This window comes from Acidobacteriota bacterium (assembly GCA_016715115.1).
Classification (GTDB): domain Bacteria; phylum Acidobacteriota; class Blastocatellia; order Pyrinomonadales; family Pyrinomonadaceae; genus JAFDVJ01.
Genome location: JADKBM010000016.1, coordinates 963813 through 984416 on the forward strand (window position 1 = coordinate 963813; position 20604 = coordinate 984416).

Annotated in this window: 17 protein-coding genes, 1 other RNA gene and 1 pseudogene; 7 read left to right on the plus strand and 12 right to left on the minus strand. The window is 55.1% G+C overall.

What is annotated here, in order from left to right; translation table 11 throughout:
* Positions 1 to 87: 87 nt before the first annotated feature.
* A complete protein-coding gene (locus IPN69_22145; GenBank protein MBK8813409.1) occupies positions 88 to 723 on the minus strand; it encodes a dienelactone hydrolase family protein in 636 nt (211 codons plus the stop codon).
* Between the two features lie 148 nt (positions 724 to 871).
* On the opposite strand from IPN69_22145, the gene IPN69_22150 reads away from it, so the two are divergent.
* The 3 genes from IPN69_22150 to IPN69_22160 are packed head-to-tail and all read left to right on the plus strand — an operon-like array spanning position 872 to position 4415.
* Positions 872 to 2734 (plus strand): hypothetical protein, encoded by a 1863-nt coding sequence (locus IPN69_22150; GenBank protein ID MBK8813410.1) that lies wholly within the window; start codon positions 872 to 874, stop codon positions 2732 to 2734.
* 38 nt (positions 2735 to 2772) lie between these two features.
* A complete protein-coding gene (locus tag IPN69_22155; protein MBK8813411.1) occupies positions 2773 to 3180 on the plus strand; it encodes a hypothetical protein in 408 nt (135 codons plus the stop codon).
* 20 nt (positions 3181 to 3200) lie between these two features.
* Positions 3201 to 4415, plus strand: coding sequence for an AI-2E family transporter (locus tag IPN69_22160; protein MBK8813412.1), 1215 nt, complete (start codon positions 3201 to 3203; stop codon positions 4413 to 4415).
* A gap of 246 nt (positions 4416 to 4661) precedes the next feature.
* Here IPN69_22160 and IPN69_22165 read toward each other — a convergent pair.
* Positions 4662 to 5719 (minus strand): annotated as a pseudogene (locus tag IPN69_22165) (inorganic phosphate transporter).
* 89 nt (positions 5720 to 5808) lie between these two features.
* A complete protein-coding gene (locus IPN69_22170; protein MBK8813413.1) occupies positions 5809 to 6429 on the minus strand; it encodes a DUF47 domain-containing protein in 621 nt (206 codons plus the stop codon).
* 324 nt (positions 6430 to 6753) lie between these two features.
* On the opposite strand from IPN69_22170, the gene IPN69_22175 reads away from it, so the two are divergent.
* Positions 6754 to 8166, plus strand: a complete 1413-nt coding sequence (locus IPN69_22175) for a M48 family metalloprotease (GenBank protein MBK8813414.1) — start codon at positions 6754 to 6756, stop codon at positions 8164 to 8166.
* Positions 8167 to 8236: 70 nt separating this feature from the next.
* Here IPN69_22175 and trmB read toward each other — a convergent pair whose 3' ends face one another.
* The 3 genes from trmB to fabG form a co-directional block, all read right to left on the minus strand.
* Positions 8237 to 8857 carry a tRNA (guanosine(46)-N7)-methyltransferase TrmB gene (trmB, locus tag IPN69_22180; protein MBK8813415.1) on the minus strand — a complete coding sequence of 207 codons (621 nt, stop codon included), beginning with the start codon at positions 8855 to 8857 and terminating at the stop codon, positions 8237 to 8239.
* A 100-nt stretch (positions 8858 to 8957) separates the two neighbouring features.
* On the minus strand, positions 8958 to 9995 hold the full coding sequence (locus IPN69_22185) for a rhomboid family intramembrane serine protease (protein ID MBK8813416.1): 1038 nt from the start codon (positions 9993 to 9995) through the stop codon (positions 8958 to 8960).
* Between the two features lie 4 nt (positions 9996 to 9999).
* Positions 10000 to 10755 carry a 3-oxoacyl-[acyl-carrier-protein] reductase gene (gene fabG, locus IPN69_22190; GenBank protein MBK8813417.1) on the minus strand — a complete coding sequence of 252 codons (756 nt, stop codon included), beginning with the start codon at positions 10753 to 10755 and terminating at the stop codon, positions 10000 to 10002.
* A 62-nt stretch (positions 10756 to 10817) separates the two neighbouring features.
* Here fabG and IPN69_22195 point away from each other — a divergent pair, with 62 nt between their 5' ends.
* Complete coding sequence (locus tag IPN69_22195; protein ID MBK8813418.1) at positions 10818 to 12302, plus strand: D-aminoacylase; 1485 nt, start codon at positions 10818 to 10820, stop codon at positions 12300 to 12302.
* 8 nt (positions 12303 to 12310) lie between these two features.
* On the opposite strand, the gene IPN69_22200 is transcribed toward IPN69_22195, so the two are convergent.
* On the minus strand, positions 12311 to 14731 hold the full coding sequence (locus tag IPN69_22200) for a protein kinase (GenBank protein MBK8813419.1): 2421 nt from the start codon (positions 14729 to 14731) through the stop codon (positions 12311 to 12313).
* A gap of 159 nt (positions 14732 to 14890) precedes the next feature.
* On the opposite strand from IPN69_22200, the gene IPN69_22205 reads away from it, so the two are divergent.
* On the plus strand, positions 14891 to 15217 hold the full coding sequence (locus tag IPN69_22205; protein MBK8813420.1) for an amidohydrolase family protein: 327 nt from the start codon (positions 14891 to 14893) through the stop codon (positions 15215 to 15217).
* Between the two features lie 35 nt (positions 15218 to 15252).
* On the opposite strand, the gene IPN69_22210 is transcribed toward IPN69_22205, so the two are convergent.
* The 4 genes from IPN69_22210 to IPN69_22225 form a co-directional block, all read right to left on the minus strand.
* The gene (locus IPN69_22210) at positions 15253 to 16800 is read right to left on the minus strand and encodes a serine/threonine protein kinase (protein MBK8813421.1); all 1548 of its coding nucleotides are present in this window, start codon (positions 16798 to 16800) and stop codon (positions 15253 to 15255) included.
* Between the two features lie 287 nt (positions 16801 to 17087).
* Positions 17088 to 17804, minus strand: a complete 717-nt coding sequence (gene rph / locus IPN69_22215) for a ribonuclease PH (GenBank protein ID MBK8813422.1) — start codon at positions 17802 to 17804, stop codon at positions 17088 to 17090.
* Between the two features lie 145 nt (positions 17805 to 17949).
* A complete protein-coding gene (locus IPN69_22220; GenBank protein ID MBK8813423.1) occupies positions 17950 to 18810 on the minus strand; it encodes a glutamate racemase in 861 nt (286 codons plus the stop codon).
* Between the two features lie 119 nt (positions 18811 to 18929).
* On the minus strand, positions 18930 to 19187 hold the full coding sequence (locus IPN69_22225) for a PqqD family protein (protein MBK8813424.1): 258 nt from the start codon (positions 19185 to 19187) through the stop codon (positions 18930 to 18932).
* A 285-nt stretch (positions 19188 to 19472) separates the two neighbouring features.
* Between IPN69_22225 and IPN69_22230 the strand changes: the two genes are divergently transcribed.
* Positions 19473 to 19976, plus strand: coding sequence for a hypothetical protein (locus IPN69_22230; GenBank protein ID MBK8813425.1), 504 nt, complete (start codon positions 19473 to 19475; stop codon positions 19974 to 19976).
* A gap of 144 nt (positions 19977 to 20120) precedes the next feature.
* Here IPN69_22230 and ssrA read toward each other — a convergent pair.
* Positions 20121 to 20492, minus strand: a transfer-messenger RNA (tmRNA) gene (ssrA, locus tag IPN69_22235).
* Positions 20493 to 20604: the final 112 nt, after the last annotated feature.

Here is a 20604-nt window from a genome sequence, read left to right on the forward strand (position 1 = left end):
CCGCCAACGAAACTTGGTTCCGATTCGCGAAAACCGGCGGGCAATCGACTTACGCCTTATTTCACGCTGATTCGCGGGCAATCAAAACTAACTCTTTCGCACGACCCAATCTCTCACCGCGGCGCGGAGGTCGGTCAGGTGCGAATCAAAAAAATGACCGCAGTTCTCAAACCATACGAGTTCGGCGTCGGTGTTTTCCGCGACGCGATCGACCAGCGAGCGCACATTCTCGAGCGCGCCGAATTCGTCGCGGTCGCCGTGGACGAACAGGATCGGCTTGCGCGCCTCCTCGAGAAAATCGAAATCGTCGTACTTGTCGACTGGAGTTCCAATGCTGATCAAACGCGCGACCCGATCGTCGGTCATTCCGACCTCATTTCCGATCCGCGAACCGAATGAAAATCCGGCGAGCGTGATCGGAAGTCCGGGAAAATTCGCGCTCAAATAGTCGAGCGCGTCGCGAACATCCTGTTTTTCCGCCATCCCGTCGTGTTCGCCGCCCGATAGTCCGACCCCGCGAAAATTGAATCGGAGCGTCACGAGTCCGGCATCGACAAGTCCCGCCGCCGCTCGAAACACGACCTTGTTGTGCATCGTCCCGCCGCCGAGCGGATGCGGATGACAAACCAATCCAATCCCGCGCGCGGTTCCGTGCGGCTCTTTGACGATGGCTTCCAGCCGGCCGACTGTTGCCGGAATGAAAAGATTTCCTTGCGGATACATAGGCGAACTCTTGATTTTAGGTTGCGGTCAGGTGATTTGCAAACGGTTCGTTTGACGGACGTCGCCGGCTGTTCGGTTTCGAGCCGTTTTTTTGGTAGAATTTGTCGTTCGCAACGGCTTGCAAAACACCAAAATTGAACATTTTCAGATGGAAGAAACAAACAACGAAATCGCCGCCGAAAAACCCGTCGAGACATCGGCTCCGAAGCAGACCTGGCGGCAATGGCTCGAGACGGACGCCGCCGTCCGGATCGTCTATCTTGTGTTCGGATTTCTCGTGATCGCGCTCTTGATGACGCGGCTTCAGTATTCGACCGAGGCGATCTGCTGCGGCGACTGGGACGGTTACTATCACATCGGCTGGAGCCAGGAACTGTGGAACAGTTTCAAGGCGGGACATTGGCTGCCCGAATTCAAATGGCTGCCGCTGACGGTGCTCGCGCCGGAGCATTATGCCGATCATCATTTTCTCTTCCATCTGATGCAGATCCCGTTTCTCTGGTTTTTTGAACCGGTCACGGCGGCCAAGATCGCGGCGATCTTCTATTCATCGATCGCCATCTTTTCGGTATTTTGGCTCTTGTATCGATACGGAGTCGACTATCTCCTGATCTGGCTGCTCGCGCTCCTGACGTGTGCGAATCCATTCTTCTACCGAATGAATATGGCGAAGGCGCCGCCGCTGACGATCATCATTTCGGTGATCGGGATTTATTTGCTGTTCGAGCGGAAATATGTCTGGCTGATGCCGCTGATGTTCGCTTTCGTCTGGACCTACAGCCTATTTCCGCTCCTCTTTATCGCCGCCTTCATCTGGACATTGATCATCGGCTGGAACGAGCGGCGATTCGAATGGCGGCCGCTCGCATACACCACCGGCGGGATGCTGCTCGGAAATCTTATAAATCCGTACTTTCCGCAGAACATCGGGCTGTTCTTCGAGCATTTTTGGACCAAGATCAAGATTGGCACCGACTTCGCCGTACCGGTCGGCGGCGAATGGTACCCTTATACCGGTCAGGAGTTGCTTACGCATTTCCCGATCGCGTTGGCGGCGATGCTCATCGGCTACATCCTGTTCGCGCCGAAAAAAGGGAAACTCCCGGAAAAGGCGTCGTTCTTTCTGATGTTCGTGACGATCCTGCTGATGTCGCAGTTTCGTTCGAAACGCTTTGCCGAGTATTTTCCGCCGTTTGCTATCCTGTTCGCGGCGTTCAGCTGGAAAGAATTCAGAACGCCCGCGACCGCGGAATTGCCCGAGGACTTCCGGAGGGACATCGAACCGTTTCTGGACGTCGCCAAGCCTTCGGAGAAAGAACATAAATGGGAAACGCTCAAAGCCGTCGGATTATGGACGCTCGGCCTTGTGCTCGGCGGCGTGATGTTCTACAACTTCATCGGTGTCGATTTCAGCACCAACGAACGGATCCAAAAGACGCCGTGGCTGAGTTGGCTGGCCGGCATCAAACAGATCGGGTTGCTGAGCGACATCCGCGGAAACGAGGCGAACGACAAATACCAGCGCGCGATGACGTGGGCCAACGAGAACATCCCTGAAGGCGAGCGGATATTCAACTGCAACTGGGATGATTTTCCGAAAATGTTCTATTTCGACCGCAAGCACGCCTACGTTTACGGCCTCGATCCCAATTACCTTTATTCGAAGAATCCGGAACTCTACAAGGATCTGACCGACATCACTTCGGGCCGAACCGAAGAAGCGGGACCGGTGATCGTCGATAAATTCGGTGCGCGTTACGTGATGACCGACGCGAAAGAGAATGAAGATATGGTCGCCAAACTGCTCGACAGCGGTTGGGCGGATATGGTCTATGAAGACGACGAGGCGCGGTTCCTGAAAATACGCGACCGGAAGGGCGAAGCGCCCAAGGAAGCGGTTGACGACTCGCCGCCGACACCGGAAGAACTCAAGGAACTTGAAGAAATGGAACGGAACGACGCCGCGGCCAATTCCAACCAGCCGGTGAATGACGAGGAGGAGAAGCCTTGACGTTCCGGCGGCGCGCTTCAGGCACCGACCAAAGTCCGATGAGAGAAGTACTTACACTCACAATTTGTATTCTCGTGCTGGCCGGCTGCCAGCCCAATGAGTCGATCCTTAAATCGACGCGAAACGACCGATCCGTCCCCACCGAAACGCTGGCACCGCGAAAAACAAGTTTCGAGCAGGATCTCGCCGATATGAAGGACGCCGGCTTCGACTACATTTTCGTGATCCGGCGGAAAGACGCGAAGGCGTTTGAGGATGAGGACCGCAAATTCCTGCGCGAGTCGATGCCGCACGAGATCAACCGGCGGGTTTCGAGCGATGACGGCAAGGCGTTTATCTTCGGCTCAGGCTTTGCGATCGATATCAAGAGCGTCGAGACGTGGCGGAAGCGCTTTATCGTCACCGAACATTCAAAACCGGTCGAGAAGATCGAAAGTCAGCGATGATCCTGAAAGGAGAAGGACCGATGCCAGATAAGAAGATCCGGGAAATGCGTCAAACCGCACGCCGTGTTTTTGTTGACCCATCGACGCCGCCGATGCGTTCGGTCTTGCGCGTTGTTCTTACTTTCATCATCGTTTCGACCGCGATCAGCGCGATCGGCTTTCTCCTGTTTCAGATTCGCAGCCTGATCTTTATGATCATCCTCGCGATCTTTTTCGCGTATCTTATCGATCCGTTGGTGCGTCTGATCCGGCGGCCGTTCAAGGAGCGCCAACTCGACAAGCTGATGCCGCGTTCGCTGGCGATCGGCGTCGCCTACATCGTTGTCTTCAGCGTTCTCGGAATCGCCATTTCGTACCTCGCGCCGCGAGTCGCGGATCAGGCGCGGCAATTTGCCGGAAACGTCCCCGCTTATGCGAAGTCGGCTCAGGATAGCCTGACAATGATCGCGACGCGTTACGAGAATTACAAGATCCCGAAGGAGTTCCAGGAACAGATCACCTCAAAGATCAACGATCTCGGCGTCACGCTCGCGGTAACGATCACGGATTTTCTCGGAACCCTTGCATTCGGAATAATCTCTTATCTTCCCTGGCTGATCCTGATTCCGATCCTCTCGTTCTTCTTTTTGAAGGACGTTCAATTGTTCAGGATCTCGTTTCTTCGGGTCTTCCCTTCGGGACGCTGGCGCGCGCGGGCCGAGTCGTTTCTGTCGGACGTCAACACGACGCTCGCCGCGTACACTCGGGCCCAGATGATATCATGCGTTCTGATCGGCGTTCTCTGCACCGCCGGATTTTATTCGTTCGGACTCAATTACGCATTGCTGCTCGGCATAATGGCAGGGATTCTTGAGTTCATTCCGTTGATCGGACCGTTGACGCTCGGTTTGACCGCGACCATCGTTGCCGGCGTCTCGGATTCGCCGCGCACGGGCATCTATGTCGCGGTCTTTTTGATCGTCCTGCGCATCGTCCACGATTACGTGACCTACCCGCGCATCGTGCGGGAAGGAATCCATCTGCATCCGCTGGCGATCATCATTTCGGTCTTGGCGGGTGAGCAGATCGGCGGGATCGCAGGCGTTTTTCTTTCGATCCCGATAGTCGCGCTGGCGACCGTTTTTTACAAACACGCGCTCGAGCACAGCGGGACCTCGGGAATTTTCGCCGGCTGGCTCGAACCGAAAGAAGTTGAGATGATCGAAGAATCGGTCGTTCAGGGGGAAATCAAATAATGTCGTCGCTGGCTTGGTTCATAGTCTTTTTTGCAATTCTCTGCATTTTGGTTCTGGCTGTTTATGTCTTCGTCGTCCGCGCCTTTTACTGGGGCGGAAAGGACAAATGATCGATCTGGGTTTGGGATGGCGAAGATGTAGCAATCTGCGCGTCAGACTCGAAAGCAAAACCGACCTGTGGCGTCGGCAACCACAGTGATCCGAAACCGCCAAATCCGAAATTGCAATTCACCAATCCCGAATCGGTTAGAATCCCGTCCAGTTGTGGATCATCAGGACGATCAAATACGTCACGGCGGCGATCAACCCGGACATCGGGATCGTCAGCACCCAGGCCCAGACGATCTTGCCGGCAACGCCCCATTTTACGGCGGAAAGCCGTCTAGTCGCGCCGACGCCGACGATCGCGCCGGTGATGGTGTGAGTCGTCGAGACCGGAATGCCGAAGTGCGTCGCGATCGCGAGCGTGATCGCACCGCCGGTTTCGGCGCAGAATCCTCCGACCGGCTGGAGCTTGGTGATCTTCGAGCCCATCGTTTTGACGATTCGCCAGCCGCCGGTCAACGTTCCGAGTCCGATCGCGCTGTGCGCCGAGAGTACTACCCAAAGCGGGATCTCGGGTAGTTTTCCGCCCTCTCCGGCCGCCATAAACCCGCCCGCGACGAGGACCGCGGTGATGATCCCCATCGTCTTTTGCGCGTCGTTTCCACCGTGCCCAAGCGAGTAGGCCGCCGCTGAAAAGAGTTGTCCGACGCGGAACAGTTTATCGACCTTGGCCAGCGGAGTCCGTTTGAAAAGCCAGAAGACCGACGTCATCATTATCAACCCGAGCGTCATCCCCATCAGCGGCGCACCGATGATGAACGCCAACGTCAAATACCAGCCCGAAGGGATGATGACGCCGAAACCGCCGGTTCCGACTACCGCCGACGCGCAAACGGCGGCACCGGCGTAACCTCCGATCAAAGCATGCGAACTCGACGTCGGAAGTCCCAGATACCAGGTTATGATGTTCCACGTAATGACGCCGATGAGGCCGGCGAGCAAGACATATAGATGAAGCTCCCTTGGGATTGGCTTGAGATCGACAAGTCCGCCGCCGATCATTTTCGCAACGGCCGTGCCGAAAACAGCAAAAGCGATGAGTTAAAGAACGCCGCCCACACGACCGCGACTGCGGGAGAAAGAACTCGAGTGGAAACGACTGTCGCGATTGAGTTTGCCGCGTCGTGCATTCCGTTCGTATAGTCAAAAACAAGCGCGACGGCAATGATGAAAACTACGAGAACAGTTATTGGCTCCATAATTCGATTTTTGGTCTTGGATCCTGGATTTTGGTCAGGTCGTCAGAATGCCGACCGATCCAAAATCCAGGATCCAAAATCCAAAATTGCTAGTTGTGTTTCAAAATGATGCTCTCGATGATGTTCGCAACGCTTTCGCAACGATCGGTCGTATTTTCCATTATCTCGTACAACTCTTTGAGTTTGATCAGGTTGATCGGGTCGGTCTCCTTCTGAAAGAGTTCTCCGATCCCGCGGTAGTAGGCGTCGTCGGCTTCGTTTTCGAGCCGATGGATCTCGACAATATGCTGATTGATGCCGTCTGGGTGCTTGAGCAGCAAAACGGCCGAGTTGATCTCCATCGACAGGCTATGAATCACTCGGCCGAGGTGCTTTGTGTGTTCGTTGATATCGCGGATATTGTAGATCAGGATGGCACGGGCGGCGGCGTCAATGTAATCACAGACGTCGTCGAGCGCGACCGAGAGCGAGTAAATGTCCTCACGATCGAATGGAGTAATGAACGATTTGTTGAGTTTCGTCGTAACTTTGTGCGTTAGTTCGTCGCAGTCGTGTTCAAGATCCTTGATCCGCCACGCGTACTTTTCGAAGTTCTCGATATCTTCGTTGAGCATATCGACCAGCGCGGTCGCAGCTTCCTGAATTTTGCCGCCGATATCCGCGAACATCGTGAAGTACTCGTCCTCACGAGGAATAAGACTGAATCCCATTGTTTTTAGACTCTCCGTAAGTAGTTTGAATTCCGATTGGCTCAAAAACAACAAACCCGCAACCAATCCCGCGGTCATCGATCGCTGATGAAGCGACACTCTGGCCAAGCAACGATTATATGCCCGCCATCCGAGCGGTTACAGCCGTTCCGCGAGCTAATGTAACATCGAATTAACATAATGTTAACACGGCAAGGATTATCGGCAAGCATCGCAACTTACGGCAAACTCGCCCTTCACTTCACGTCATCCTAATTGAACTTTTTGGTCTTTCGGCGCTTATCGGTTAAACTTGCGGAAAGACATGCCCCAACGGAGGACTAAATGAAAAAATACGGAATTGGAAAGAGATTTGCGGCGTTCGGAATGATTCTCGCGTTGCTTGCGATGCCGCTTTTGGTTATCTCGCAAACGGACATCAAGGTCCCGAAAAACAAATACAAGATCGAGGACGATCAAAAGCTCGGCGCGGATTATTCGAAACAGGTGGAACAGGAGCTGCCGATCCTGAACGATACTGAATCGACCAGATATCTGGCGATGGTCGGCGACCGGCTCGAAGGGGCGATCCCGGCAAAGTACCGTCAACAGCGGTTCAATTGCGGCTTCAAGATCGTCAACGCGCGCGACATCAACGCTTTTGCCCTTCCGGCGTGCTATCTCTATGTCAACCGCGGAATGATCGAGGCGGCGAAGAACGAAGGCGAGATGGCCGGGGTTATGGCGCACGAGATCAGCCACGCGATGCTTCGCCACTCGACCGCGCAGATGACACAGCAGAGCAATCCGCTGAATCAGATCCTCGGAATCGGCGCGATCCTCGGCGGCGCGATCGTTCTCGGCGAAACCGGCGCGGCGATCGGTCAGACGATCTACAGCGGTTTGTTCGTTCTGCCGTACAGCCGCGAATACGAAACGCAGGCAGACACGCTCGGTGCGCAAATTCTGGCCAACGCCGGTTACGATCCGCGCGATCTGGCGAATATGTTCAAAACCATCGAGAAACAGAGCGGCGGCGGCGGCGGACCGGACTGGTTCAGCACGCACCCGAATCCGCAGAGCCGCTACGACAATATCAATCGCGAAGCGGACATGCTGAACGTATCCAACAACCCGTACAAGCTCACTCGCGGCTTCGAGCGCATTCAGGCGAAGTTCCGGACGATGCCCAAGGCAAAGTCGATGAAGGAGATCGAAGAGGAGTACAAACGCAACAAGCAGCAAAATCAGGGCACGATGAATCAAGGCAGGTATTCGTCGCGGGTTGCGCTTCCTTCAACGCGGACACGGGCATACTCGAGCGGCAACTGGATCCAGATGAACGTCCCTGACAACTGGAAGGAGTTCCCCGGCGAAAACAACGTCGATTTTGCTCCCGAAGGAGCTTACGGCGATCAGGGGATAACTCGCGGGGCATTGCTCGGAATCGAGAACACACAGAGCCGCGACCTCGGCGAGGCGACGGAAGCGTACGTTGACGGCGTTTTGCAGAACAACAATTATCTCGGCCGTCAGGGAAGCTACACGCGAACCACGATATCGGGGCGAACGGCCTATTCGATCGTTCTGAGCGGGCGTTCGCCGGTTACGAATCAAACTGAGGTTGCGACCGTTTACACGACGCTCCTTCGAAACGGCCAGTTGTTCGCGATCGTCACGGTGGTACCCCAAAACGAGCAGTCGAGCTACAACGCCACGTTCCGCAATATGATCCGTTCGATTCGTTTGAGCGACTAGTCTGCGGTACGTCGAACCTAAAGCCCCGAATCGAGTTATCGGTTCGGGGCCTTTTTTTGCCTTTTCGGAATCATTTCAAGAAGATCCGCCGGTGGATCGCGAGTTCCTTTTCCTCGACCGCCTGTTCGCGTTCGGTTTTTACCGGAAACGGATTTTCGGCGAATTCGACCTCTTTGAGCGAAGCGCATCCTCGGAACAGTTCGAACATTTCGTCGGCGAGAAAGTCGATGTCGGTCTGGACAAATGCTCGGCCACCCGGCGAGAGATGTTCTGCGACAGTCTGAACCAACTGCTCGTTGACCATCCGGCGCTTGGCGTGTTTCTTCTTGAACCACGGATCGGGGAACTGGATCGTGAAGACATCGATCCGTCCGGCCGGAATCCGGGCGAGCAGCGTGTCGAGTTCGAGCATCGCGTTGCAGAATTCGTAATGCAGATTTGTCAGACCCTCGTCGGCGCCGATGCGGTTCGCTTCTTCGACCAACGGTTCGCGGATCTCAACACCGAGAAAGTTCCGCGCCGGTTCGAGTCGTGCCATTTTCAGCAAAAAACGTCCGCGCGCGCACCCGAGATCGACGTGAAGCGGCGATTCAGGATGCTCGAAAACCGAAGCAATCTCGAGCGGCTTCGGCCTGAACCGGTAGAACGGCGCAAGCGGATTGACGTGTTGATGGACTCTAACCCTAGCCATTTGTGATTTTCGATTTGTGATTTCGGATTCAGATGTCTTTGAACCGGAAATCCGCAATCACAAATCACAATTCCGAAATCAAACCTCAGACAGATTCCAATCAGAACTGTATTTGTCCGGTGATCATCAGGATCGTGAAAACGCTGATGAAGACGATGATTCCCAAGGCGACCAATCCGGCGCCGTCGGTGAAGGCGCTCATTTGGCGGGGATCGGCTTTGGCGTCGCGGGGAATCGTGAGCAGACCGTAAACCGCGCCGACGAGCAATCCGCCGAGATGAGCGAAATTGTCGATGAACTTGTAACCGACGAGTCCGAACGCGGCGACAAAAGCGATGTTCACCAGCATATTGCGCATAAAACCCGAAGGCAGCTGGCGTTTTCGGCGCTGTCCGTAAACCGCGAGGTAGCCGATCAATCCCATAATTCCGCCGGACGCGCCGACCGAGATGCCCTCGGGAGTGAAAAGCGCGCTGAACAAAGCTCCGCCGATGATCGCGAGCACGAAAACGATCGCCATCCGCGCACGGTCGGACACGATCTCGATGAGGCCGCCAAATCCGAAAAACGCCTGGGCGTTGAAATAGATATGAAGCAGCCCCGCGTGTAGCACGCCGCTCGTCAGAATCCGCCAGTACTCGCCCTTGGTGATCACGTCAGGCTTGATCAGTCCGGCGATCAGAACCGATTGAAGCTGGCCTTGGTCGTCGGACCCGACCACGTACTGCGCCGCGAAAACCGCGATCAGGCAGCCGAGAATGATGTACGAGTAGACCGGAACGATTCCCTCGGCCTTGCTGAAGAACTCGACCGCTTCGGGCGATGGTATCAGATCTTCAAGCGTCAGCCGACGAGCCTCGTAAAGCCCCCAGATTCCACCGGCGATAAAGAACATCCCGAGCAGAAACAAAATGCTCCGAAGCAGGATCGAGAAGAAACCGCGGCCTTCAAGCTTGAATTCGGCGATCAGATCCGGAGAATTCAGGACATAGGCCGCGAGCGCGATGTTGAGCGCGACGACAAATGCTCCGGCCCCGATGCTCCACCAGGAATTTCGGCGCATCTGCTTCTTTCGCTCAGCGAGAAACTCTTCCGGCGTCAGCCCCGGACGCTCTTCGTCGTCGTTCACAAATTCCATAATGCTACATCGCCAGGCCGCCGTCGGGCTGGATCACCTGTCCCGTGATGTAACGCGCCGAATCCGACAAAAGGAAACACGCAATCTCGGCAACTTCGTTGACGTTCCCGAGCCGCCCAAGCGGGATCTGCGCAAGAATCTTTTCGCGAAACTCGGCATTCATTTCGGACGCCATCTCGGTCTCGATCAGCCCGAGCGCGAGCGCGTTGACGGTTATCTTGCGGCTCGCAATCTCTTTTGCGAGCGACTTCGTGAGCCCGATCATTCCCGCCTTCGATGCCGAATAATTCGATTGGCCGAGCATTCCGACGACACCCGAGATCGACGAAATATTCAATATCGAACCACCGGTTTCGTTCTTCATCATCGGCCGCAGAACGGCCTTTGAGAAATTCCACGCGCCTTTGAGATTGGTGTCGATTACCGCATCCCAATCGTCTTCCTTCATCCGCAGAATCAGCGTATCCCGTGTGATGCCGGCGTTGTTGACGAGGAAGTCGACTCCGCCGAGTTCGCCCGAAGCCGTTTTGACGAATTCGGCCGCGCTTTCGGTGTTCGCGACATCGCACTGAGCGGCGAACGCCTTGACCCCGAGCGCTTCGATCTCCGCTTTCAGCCGCTCCGCCTCATCGGCGCTTTTGGCATAGTTGAAGGCGACGCTGCACCCGCGGCGCGCCAGTTCAAGAACAATGGCCTTTCCGATCCCGCGCGTCCCACCCGTGACGATCGCGGATTTTCCTGAAAATTGTTTTTCGCTCATAAATTAATGATTCATTTTATCGGTTTGAACCGTTGCGGGCAATTCGCATATCATTCTCGCGTATGAGATCCATTCTTCGAAGGTTGTTTTCCGCTGTGACAGCCGCCGTTTTGCTTGCGTCAATGGCATCGGCGCAAACCGTTCTAATCAAAAACGCGACCATCGTCGACGGTTCGGGCGGAACGGCGTATTCGGGCGACGTGCGAGTGAAGAACGGCAATATCATCAAGATCGGATCGCTCAAGTCAAAAAAGAGCGAGGCCGTGATCGATGCCGGCGGCAAGATACTCGCGCCGGGATTCATAGACATTCACAATCATTCCGAAGACGGTCTTGTCGAGGAAGGCACGGCCGCCAATCAGGTTTCGCAGGGAATCACGACCATACTCGTCGGCCCGGACGGCGGATCGCCTTTTCCGCTGGGCGATTATTTCGCGAAGCTCAATGGCAAGATCGCGCCGAACGTCGGGGCGTTCATTGGCCACGCGACCTTGCGCGAACAGGTAATGAACGGCGATTACCGGCGTAAGACCACGCCCGATGAACTCGCAAAAATGCTCGTACTTATGGAGCAGGCGATGAAGGACGGCGCATTCGGCCTTTCGAGCGGGCTCGAATACGATACCGGATTTTCGGCCTCGACCGAGGAATTGATCGCGCTGGCGAAGGTCGCCGCGGCTTATGGCGGGATCTATATGACGCATATGCGGGATGAGGAAGAAGGCCTTCTTGACGCCGTCCGAGAGGCGATCCGCATCGGGCGCGAGGCAAAATTGCCCGTTCAGATCTCTCATTTCAAGGCCGGAAACCGAAATGTCTGGGGAAAGTCCGCCGAGGCGATCGCGGTTGTCGATGAAGCGAGGCGCAACGGATTCGACGTTACGGCGGACGTTTATCCATACACGGCGTGGGCGTCGACGATCACGGTGCTCGTCCCGTCGCGCAAACACGAAGACCGCGCCGAAGTCGAAAAAGGCCTGAGCAACGTCGGGGGCGCCGACAAGGTTTTGGTGACAAGCTGCCGCGCGCACCGTGAATACGAAGGCAAGACGCTCGCCGAGATCGCGGCGTCGCAAGGCATCTCGCCGATAGATGTTTACATTCAGATCGTCAAGGACGGCGGCGCCGGCGTGGTCTGCAATTCGATGAACGAGTCGGACGTCAAGAACTTCATCAGCGCGCCTTGGGCGATGGTCTCATCCGATGGCGGGATCGGCGGCCGGCATCCGCGCGGGACCGGCACTTTTACGAGAGTTTTGGGGCGCTTCGTACGTGAAAACAAATGGTTCCCGCTCGAGGAAGCGATCCGAAAAATGAGCTTTGCTCCCGCCCAACGCTTGGGGCTGAAAGACCGCGGGTTGATCAAGAAAGGCTACCGGGCCGATCTTGTTTTGTTCGACCGCGATAATGTGATCGACAACGCGACATTTTCGGATCCCCAAAAGTTCTCAAGTGGAATCGTCACCGTCTGGGTCAACGGCGTTTCGGTTTGGGAAAATGGAAAGTCGACGGGGAATCTGCCGGGCGCGATCTTGCGAAAAAGATAACTTCGGCTCTATTTTTTCAGGAGAGTCGAATTGCCGCCGCCCGCCGGATTTGACTGGCTTTGCTGTTTCTTAATGTCATCTTCCGAAACTCTCGGAATAGTGAAATCCTCGGCGATCGAGACAGGGTTGCTGGCGACCAGTTTGTCTAGGATTTCTTTTTCCTTAACAGCTTGAAGTTTGGTTTTGACATGCTCTTTAACCGGCACGTCCTTGCCGTTCGGATCATTAGGGTCTTTGACCATGGTCGAAAGAAGAATGTGCCGAACGTCGTAGGATAGTTTGACCTGACCGTCCGAATCTCTAGTTTCGCCTTTTTTGATGAGTTTGATGATGTGATACCCGTAGTTCGTTTCGACGAGGGCCGGCGACATCTGGCCCGGCTGAAGCGCGAGCGCCGCGTTCTCGAACTCCGGAACCATCTGGTCCTTGACGACGCCCTCGTAGAGTCCGCCCTTGTCCTTGCTGCCCGGATCCTCCGAGAATTTCTTTGCAAGCGCTGCGAAATCCTCACCGGCCAACGCACGCTTCAAGACGTCTTCGGCTTTCGCTTTCTTCCCGGCAGCGACGTTCAGTTCCGGATGCTCCGCGATGTATTTCGCGATGTCGGCATCGGTCACTTCCGTCCGCTTAGCAAGGACTTCCTGATACTGGCGGGCAAGGAACTGCGCCCGCTGAAGCTTGCTTTGGAGCTCGGTCTTCGCCAAGAACTTAGGCGATACCGCGCCTTCTTTGACCTTCTGGCGCGCTTCTTCATCGTAGATCTTTACCTGCGCCAATTGCTGGCGGTACTGTCTGAGTTCCTCCTCGCTCGGCGGCGCGTTTTCCTTCACCGCGTTGTTTTTTTTCGTTATCTCGATGTTGAGTGCAACGAACTGATCAAGTTCCGCCTTGCGGCGCCTTGCGGTCGAGTTTCCGAATATTCCCGACGGCTCGCCCTCTCCATAAAAGGCGTTGATCTGCTCCTCGGTAATGAGCCCGAAGGCCTCGGTCGCGCCCTTGTTCTTGCGGATCTCCTGATCGTAGCTTTGGGCCCAAACGGCCGAATCGATGAACTCGAGCGCACGCCGCGCATTCGTGGTATAGATGCTGTTGTCCTTCTGCGCTTCGCTCGCGAGCGCAAACAGTTGCTTCAGATTGTCGACCTGCTGCTTCTTCTCTTGGGAATTCTCAGCGAGGCGCTTTAGAAGGACCGGGTTCGCGTCTTCCAACAGAAGTTCCATTTCCTTTTTCGTCAGCCCATTGAAACGTTCGTCCAGGGCCCTACCTAAATCACCGCCGCCTTGCAGCTTTTGATAACCGAAATAAAGTCCGACCGTGATTCCTCCTAGCAACAAAACGCCCAACAAGACGCCCAGAACTGCTAGAAAAGCTGATCTTGTCTTCGTAACTCCTACGGTCGGGCCGCTTTTGGCTTCCAAAAAAGCTGGCGAGAAGGATGGAAGCGGCTCGTCCGGCCGCGGAATATCAGCAGGGGGCCTTGGCACGAAGACCGGTTCTGTCGGCGCAGGAATATGAATGTTCGACCGGCGAACAATGGTCTCCTTTTCCGTCTCCGGTTCGATCACGGGAACTGTTGGCAGATCGTCTCTTTGAATACCTAGAACTTCGGTCGCCGCAGACGTCGGATGAGCGATTTCAAAAAAGGCACTTTGCAACTCATCGCGCATTTCGGCGGTCGTTTGGTACCGGTCTTCGGGCTTTTTTGCCAAGACCTTACGGACAATATTCCGCAAACTCTCCGGAATTTCTGCCGGCAGCGGCTCGAAATCTTTGGTCAGAACCGCAAACATTCTTTCCGTCGGGTGCTCCTGCGGAAACGGCAATTCGCCTGTCAAAAGCTGATAAAGAACGACCCCGACCGACCAGATATCGGTCTGAATGCTGCGTTTGCCGTCGAACGCTTCGGGCGACATATAGGCATCGGTCCCGATGATCGTGGAACTCTTGACGGTCGTGCTCATCGCCCGCGAAATCCCGAAATCTGCGAGACGTGGCATATCGCCCTGCAACAGAATATTCTGCGGCTTGATGTCGCGGTGAATGATCTTCTGACTGTGAAGATACTCGAGGCCGTTGAGAATTCCGATCGTCATCCCCACCGCTTCTTTGAGTGCAACGCGACCGTCACGGCTGATCTTGTCAGCCAGCGAACCGCCGTTCGCGTATTCGCTCACGATAAGAACCTGACCGTCGATGATGTCGGCGTCGATGATCGGCAAAACATTCGGATGCCCCGAAGCCTGTTCCCAGAGTTGGGCTTCCTGACGAATGGCATCGAAACTTACCTGTTCCTCGAACGGTAATTTGACGGCGACCTTTTTGGTCACGAACTGCGAGTGCTTTTCTGCCAGCCAGACTTCGCCGAAACCGCCTTTCCCGAGCTTTTGAAGGAGTGTGTAGCCGCCGATCTTTTGGCCTTCCAAAAACATTCGGATCTCCTGCTTCCTTATGTGAAATGTAGCATATCTCCAGTGATTGTGAAAGACGTTCGGGAAGACGGAAAGAATCGACAGTATGCCCGAAATCAATGCGGAAAGCGGTTTTAATCCCTTTCCGTTTCCTTGATAAATCGCCGATCGTCGCGTCGGTTGACGCCATCCGCGCGGAACCGGAACGTTCCCGCGCGTACTCGGCCGGTTCGTTCGCGAAAACCATGGTTTTCGTTCGAAGAAGCGATCCGGAAGATGAGCTCGATGCCGGCCCGACGCTTGGGCTTGAAGGATCGCGGTCTGATCAAAAAAGGATTTCGCGCCGACGTTGTGCTTATCGATCGCGACCGGGTCATCGACAACGCGAAGTTTGCCGACCCGCAGAAGACCGCAGCGGGTATCGATACCGCTTGGGCAGGCGGAACTCCTGTTTGGGAAAACGGAAATACGACCGGAAAACTTCGCGGCTCGGTCCTGAAAAGATAGGAATTCGGAAATCGACCGTGCGGGCCGAGGCCCGTTCACCGCTCTTCTGCGATCAGATTGATCTTCGAGATTCCTGCGTCACGCAGAACTTCGAAAAATGCGATCGCGTGATCTTTGCGCACCTTCTTCGTCGCAATGACATTAACTTCACCAGAGACCCGTTTTGCAGACCTGATGCAGCCCGATGCGTCTGTTTTCTTCCAGACCGCACCGCAGGACTTTCCGGCTACGGACACAAACCCGTACTGATCGAAATCAAGCGTCGCAAGCCGACGGTCCGCCGCCGATTCGATGTAGATCCTGTTGATCTTTACGCCTGCGGCGACGGAAGTTACTTCGGCATCGACCGCCATATCGACGGGCCCGGTAAGATCTTCAAACTTCGGTTTGTTCGAATCGGTCATAGCGAACAGTCCGGCCAAGATCACGATAAACATTACGAAAATGGAGGCTCCGATCATGAACGCGGCTTTTGATTCCGAACGACCGACTTTTGAAACGCTATCCGGCAACGCTTGAATGTTCAGCGGAACTGCGTCAGACGAGGGCGAAACTTGCGTTGGCGCCGGAACGTAAGCCGGCTGATCCGTACGCGAGATCACCGTTCTGACCTCGGTCCGCTGTTCATTCACCGGATTCGTACGAAAGCTCACGACCGTTTGAACTTCGGGATCCGGCAGAACCGGAGTCACTCCGTGAGGTGTTGGGATCGTCGCACCCTCCATCGACTGAGGGGCGGAGATGCGGACGCCGGGGTTAAATGCCAAGGTCCGGTCCGGTTCGCTGATGCTCCGCATCGCATCTTCCAGATCCCGGCGCATCTCCGCAGCGCTCGAATAACGAAGCGCCGGATCTTTGGCCAGTGCTTTGGCCATAATCGCCCTGGGGCCGTATGGAACGTCAGCCGGCAACGGTTCGAACGGCTTTGTGAGGATCGCGAAAAGCCGTTCCGTCGGATGATCCTGCGGAAACGGCAAACGGCCCGACAGCAAGATGTAGAAGACGATTCCTACCGCCCAAATGTCGGTTCGCTCGTTCCGGACGCCGTCGAAGGCCTCCGGAGCCATATACGCATCGGTGCCGAAAACGGTTGAGCTTTGCGAATTGAGGTTCATCACCCGCGAGATGCCGAAATCGGTCAACCGGGGCGTTTCGCCCTGCAAAAGGATGTTCGCGGGCTTTATGTCACGATGCACGATCTGCCGGCCGTGAAGAAACTCTAGTCCCTTGAGGACATCGATCGTGATTTCAAGCGAGCGCCGCACCGGCAACCGTCCCTCGGAAGCGATCTTGTCGGAAAGCGAACCACCGTCAGCATATTCACTGACGATCAAAACCTGACCGTCGACGATATCGGCGTCAATTATCGGAAGAACATTGGGATGACCGCTCGCGAGTTCCCAAACTTCCGCCTCGCGTTTGATCGCCGTCAGATCGACAGTTTCCTGAAGCGGGAATTTGACCGCGACCTTTTTCGTGACGAATTGGGTTTCCTTTTGCGCGAGCCAGACCTCACCGAAACCGCCGCGCCCAAGCTTTCGCAAAAGCGTGTAGTTCCCGATTCGTTGTCCGGCATCGAACATCGTTCTTGAAACTCCAAAGTCAGAATATCACAGAACTTTGCGCGTCTCACTTAGCGGGAATCGGCCTTAGCACAGATGTGAAAAATCCTGTCGACGGACTGCGATTTCGGTCCGGAAAACGGCCGTTGACCGGACGTCCAGCCAAAATCCCGCAGTTCGCCGACGGTCGCCGTTTTTGCACCGACACACCGCAACGGCCGATTGCTTGAGATGATAAATTGGTCTTGGATCCAGTCTATGTAAACCCTGGAGATTTAACAAAGGCCACCTGAAGGCGGGACTCCAAACTACTTCAGCGCGTATCGCTGGAGCGTGAACAGTTGCCCGATTCCCTTTTCGGCGAGGTCGAGCATCGCGTTCATTTGGTCGCGGTTGAATGGTTCGCGTTCGGCGGTGCCCTGAAGTTCGATGAACTTGCCGGAACCGGTGCAGATCACGTTCATATCGACCTCGGCGGTCGAATCCTCTTCGTAGCAGAGATCAAGCACCGGTGTCCCGTGGACGATTCCGACACTCACCGCGGCGACCTCGGAAATGATCGGATTTTTGCGGATCTTGCCGTCAATAAGCAGTTTCTTGACCGCGAGGGCGAGCGCGACGCACGCGCCCGTGATCGCCGCGCAGCGCGTTCCGCCGTCGGCTTGCAGAACGTCGCAATCAAGCATTATTTGCCTCTCACCGAGCAAGGAAGTGTCGACTACCGCCCGCAAGCTGCGTCCGATCAATCGTTGGATCTCCTGAGTGCGGCCGGACGGGCGGAGCGTTTCGCGGTTCGTCCGCGTATGCGTCGAACGCGGCAGCATCGCGTATTCGGCCGTCACCCAACCGATTCCTTTGTTCCGCAGAAACGGCGGAACGCGTTCCTCGACGGACGCCGTGCAAATGACCTTCGTGTTGCCGATCTCGATCAGCGCCGAGCCTTCCGCGTAAGGCGAAACGTTCGGGGTTATTTTCGTCTCGCGCAATTGTTCAAGAGCGCGTCCGTCTGTTCTTTCGTAACTCATAATATATTCTTGCCTTCGGAGTTCCGCCTTGTTTGGAGTTCCGCGTGGGTTGGAGTTCCGCCTTTAGGCGGCGAACTCCGGAGCAATGCCGCCTGAAGGCGGAACTCCAAACGCAGAACTCCAAACTCGGAACTCAACGCCAATTCTAAACTTCCTTGACTTCGATCGCTTCCAGTTTCGACGGCTTGGCGCCGAGGAATCGTTCGGCAACACGGCCGAATCGATCGGCGGCGTCGGTCACATAAAAATGATCCAGATCGTCGCAAAGCCGGCGCGTCCCTTCGACCCGTCGCGGATTCGCGAGATTCTTTTCGATCAACAGATTTTCGACCTCTTCGGCGCAGGCCTCGCCGGAGTCGATCAACTTCACATTCGTCCCAACGGTTGCCTGTATGACATCGCTCAGAATCGGATAATGCGTGCAGCCAAGGACAAGCGCTTCCGGATCAAAATCGATAACGTCCTTGAGGTAGCGCCGGGCGATCGAGTAGGTTTCAGGTTCGTGCGTCCAATTTTCTTCGGCGAGCGGAACGAACATCGGACACGGTGACTGGATCACCTTCGCGCCCGCCGCCGCAAGATGAATCGACTCGGCGTAAGCTCCGCTCTGGACCGTCGCTTCGGTCGCGATAACCGCAATTCTCGGATTTGTGCCTGACAAAGCCACGGCCTTTCGCGCGCCGGGCCCGATCACGCCCGCAACGTCGAGCCCGATCGTCGAACGGATCTTCGGCAATGCCAATGCCGATGCCGTATTGCAGGCGACGACCAGCATTTTTATCCCGCGCGATGCCAGGAAAACCGAATTCTCGATCGCGTAACGCTCGACCGTCGCGAGCGACTTCGTTCCGTACGGAACGCGTGCCGTATCGCCGAGATAAATGAAGTGTTCGTTGGGGAGCCGGTTATGAAGCGCGCGGTAAACGGTCAGGCCGCCGACGCCGCTGTCAAAGATTCCGATCGGCAGGCTTTTCTTCTTTTCGTTGTTTTCTTGCGGCGAGTTCATTAAGTCGAATTGCAAGAATAAGTTTTGCCCGCTGAATTGTCAAAAAAAGGAGTTTCAGGGCGATTCGACCGTCTGGAAACTCCCGCGTTTGCGCCCGTTGACCGGGCGCTCTTCGAAAATCACACGCAAACGACAAGACGCTCTCCTTCAAGCCGCCGCATCACCATCTGGACGACCTTTTCGCTCACCGAAACTCCGAGTTCACTGCCCATTTCCGTGGCGATCTGATTCGCATCGCGTTGGCCGTCGCACTTGTCCCATACGTACGCTGATGTCGGATTCAGATAGATGTACTTTTGATTGATTACGTCTTCGATAAAAAGCTCGCCGGTATCGCGTTTCACGACTAGATCATTTCTTCTGGCTACTGGTTTCAATGGGGTCACCTCTCGTAAAAGAAATTTCGCGCGGGGGCGCGGTCGAATGAAGAGCAATGACCGTGCCACGCTGAAATGCTACTGTTTCGTTCGATTTTGCCCAACCCTCGAAGTAATGCAAAGATCTCTTCGGTCAATTTGACCGCTTGTTCGGCATCGTTCAACGCAATCTGCCCTCTTCGACTCGAGATCGAGAAAGAAAAAACCCTCTTGTCGGCAAAAACAAGATTTCCAAGCGTCAATCGACATTAAAGCGACGATCAAATAACGGGAGGCGAACTTGGAATGGGTTCAAAATATCGACAGGTTCAGGCGGTGGGGCAGATCAACGATATGGCATGCTGGGCGGCAAGCCTTAAGTGGTGGTACAAGGCGGCGATGTCCATCAATGCTTCGCAGGCAAAGCTCTGGGATCATTACAAACATCTGCGCGAGCCGCTCGGCGGGATGACCGATTCGGGAATGAAACATATTATCCGTGAAAATGCGATGACGCTCATTGAATACCCGGACGCAACCAATTTTCAGGTAGGCGATGCGCAGTGGCTTGTCGGCTACGGACCGGTCTTCATCGCGTATACGACCTCATTCTCAAATAAGAGGCACGTCAACGTGATCTACGAAGTGTCGGGAGACGAGGATTACGCGGAGGTGCGGGCAATGGAACCGCAGGCCGTGTCGAAAGGCGGCGGATTATGGAGCGGCGCCCATCAAAAGAAGCCGATCAACGAATTCAATATGAGCGGCTCGATATGGGCCGGGGTTCTACGAAAGGCGTTCGCCTCATAAGATTGGCCGTCCTTCAAATTTCGACCGAAAAGCTGAACGCGCTATTATGATCTGCGCGGTTTTGCATTCTGCGTTTCGAGCGAAGATGCAAGGACAGAGGTCGAATGACTCTTCCAATCCAAAATCTAAAATCCAAAATGAAAGTGGTGGAGGCGGCGGGAATCGAACCCGCTTCCAAAGACGGCGACCAGTGAACTCTACACGTTTAGTCAATTTGCTTGAGTTTCGCCCGCCGCAAGTCAGCAAACTGACAAAACCTTTCGGCAAGCTAACCCGGCTTACGTTTCGCTCGCGTCCGCAGGTGGAGAACGCGCGCTAGCTTGAACTGAGTTATGCCTCGTTCGGTCGCATCAAGCAGACTTCCGGCGAGACATCGCTGTTGCTAGGTTTAATTAGGCAGCGAGAGCTAATTCTTGATTAGCATTTGTGTTTTGCTTATTGTTTTAACGAGCCTACAAGCATGCCCGACGTGCATCCAAAGATCTGTACCGGTCCCTGTCGAAACCTGTCGCCCCCACTTTGAGGGAAGCTAAGTCTACAGCATTTTGACGCAATGTAACAACTTCGGGTTGGATACGGATTTTCACCGGCGATTTCAAAAACCGTTATGACCCCTTAAACAAAGTGG